The sequence below is a fragment of the Streptomyces synnematoformans genome (assembly GCF_039531005.1).
GTDB classification, from domain to species: Bacteria; Actinomycetota; Actinomycetes; order Streptomycetales; family Streptomycetaceae; genus Streptomyces; species Streptomyces synnematoformans.
Genome location: NZ_BAAAPF010000748.1, coordinates 1 through 685, shown reverse-complemented (window position 1 = coordinate 685; position 685 = coordinate 1). Strand labels below are relative to the sequence as shown.

Annotated in this window: 1 pseudogene; it reads right to left on the bottom strand. The window is 81.6% G+C overall.

Features of this window, described 5'->3' with window-relative positions:
* Window positions 1-685 (bottom strand): annotated as a pseudogene (locus tag ABD317_RS37485) (hypothetical protein); the annotation flags it as partial.

Below are 685 nucleotides of genomic sequence, written 5' to 3'. Positions count from 1 at the left end.
CCGCGCCGTACGCGGCCCCGGCGTCGGGCGCGGACCGGCCGGGAGCGGCGCGCTCGCCGCCGCGCGGGTCGTCGCCCGCGCCGGGTGCGCTTCGGCCGTCGTCGCCGTACCCGGGGTCTGCTGCCGCGGTGCGGTGGTCTGCCGTGCGGGGTGGGGTGCGGTCGGTGTCGCCGTACCCGGGGTCCGCTGCCCTGGAGTTGTGTCTGTCTCCCGCGCCGGGTGCGTTCCGGCCGCCGCCGGGTACGTCGCCGTGTCCGCGGCCCGCTGCCGCGGAGCCGTGGTGGTCTGCCGCGGAGCCGTGCCGGTCGCCCGTGCCGGGTGGGGTTCGGCCGGCGTCGCCGTAGTCCGGGCCCGCTGCTGGACCGTGCCGGCCGCCCGTGCCCGGTGCGTTCGGGCCACCGGCGGGTACGTCGCCGTGTCCGCCGCCCACTGCCGCGGAGCCGTGGTCCCCCGGGCCGGGTGCGTCGCGGTCGGTGTCGTATCCGGGGGCCGCCGCCGCGGAGCGGCGCACGTCCTGGGTGCCGGGCGCGTTCGGGACGGCGTCACCGTGCCCGGGTCCTGCTCCCGTCCCCGTACCGGATCCCCACCGGTCGTCGCCGTGCCCGGGGCGCGCCGCCGTGGAGCCGCGCGGGTCGCCGTCGCCGGGGGCCGTCCGGCCGTCGTGTGCCGCGGGTGCGCCGCCGTG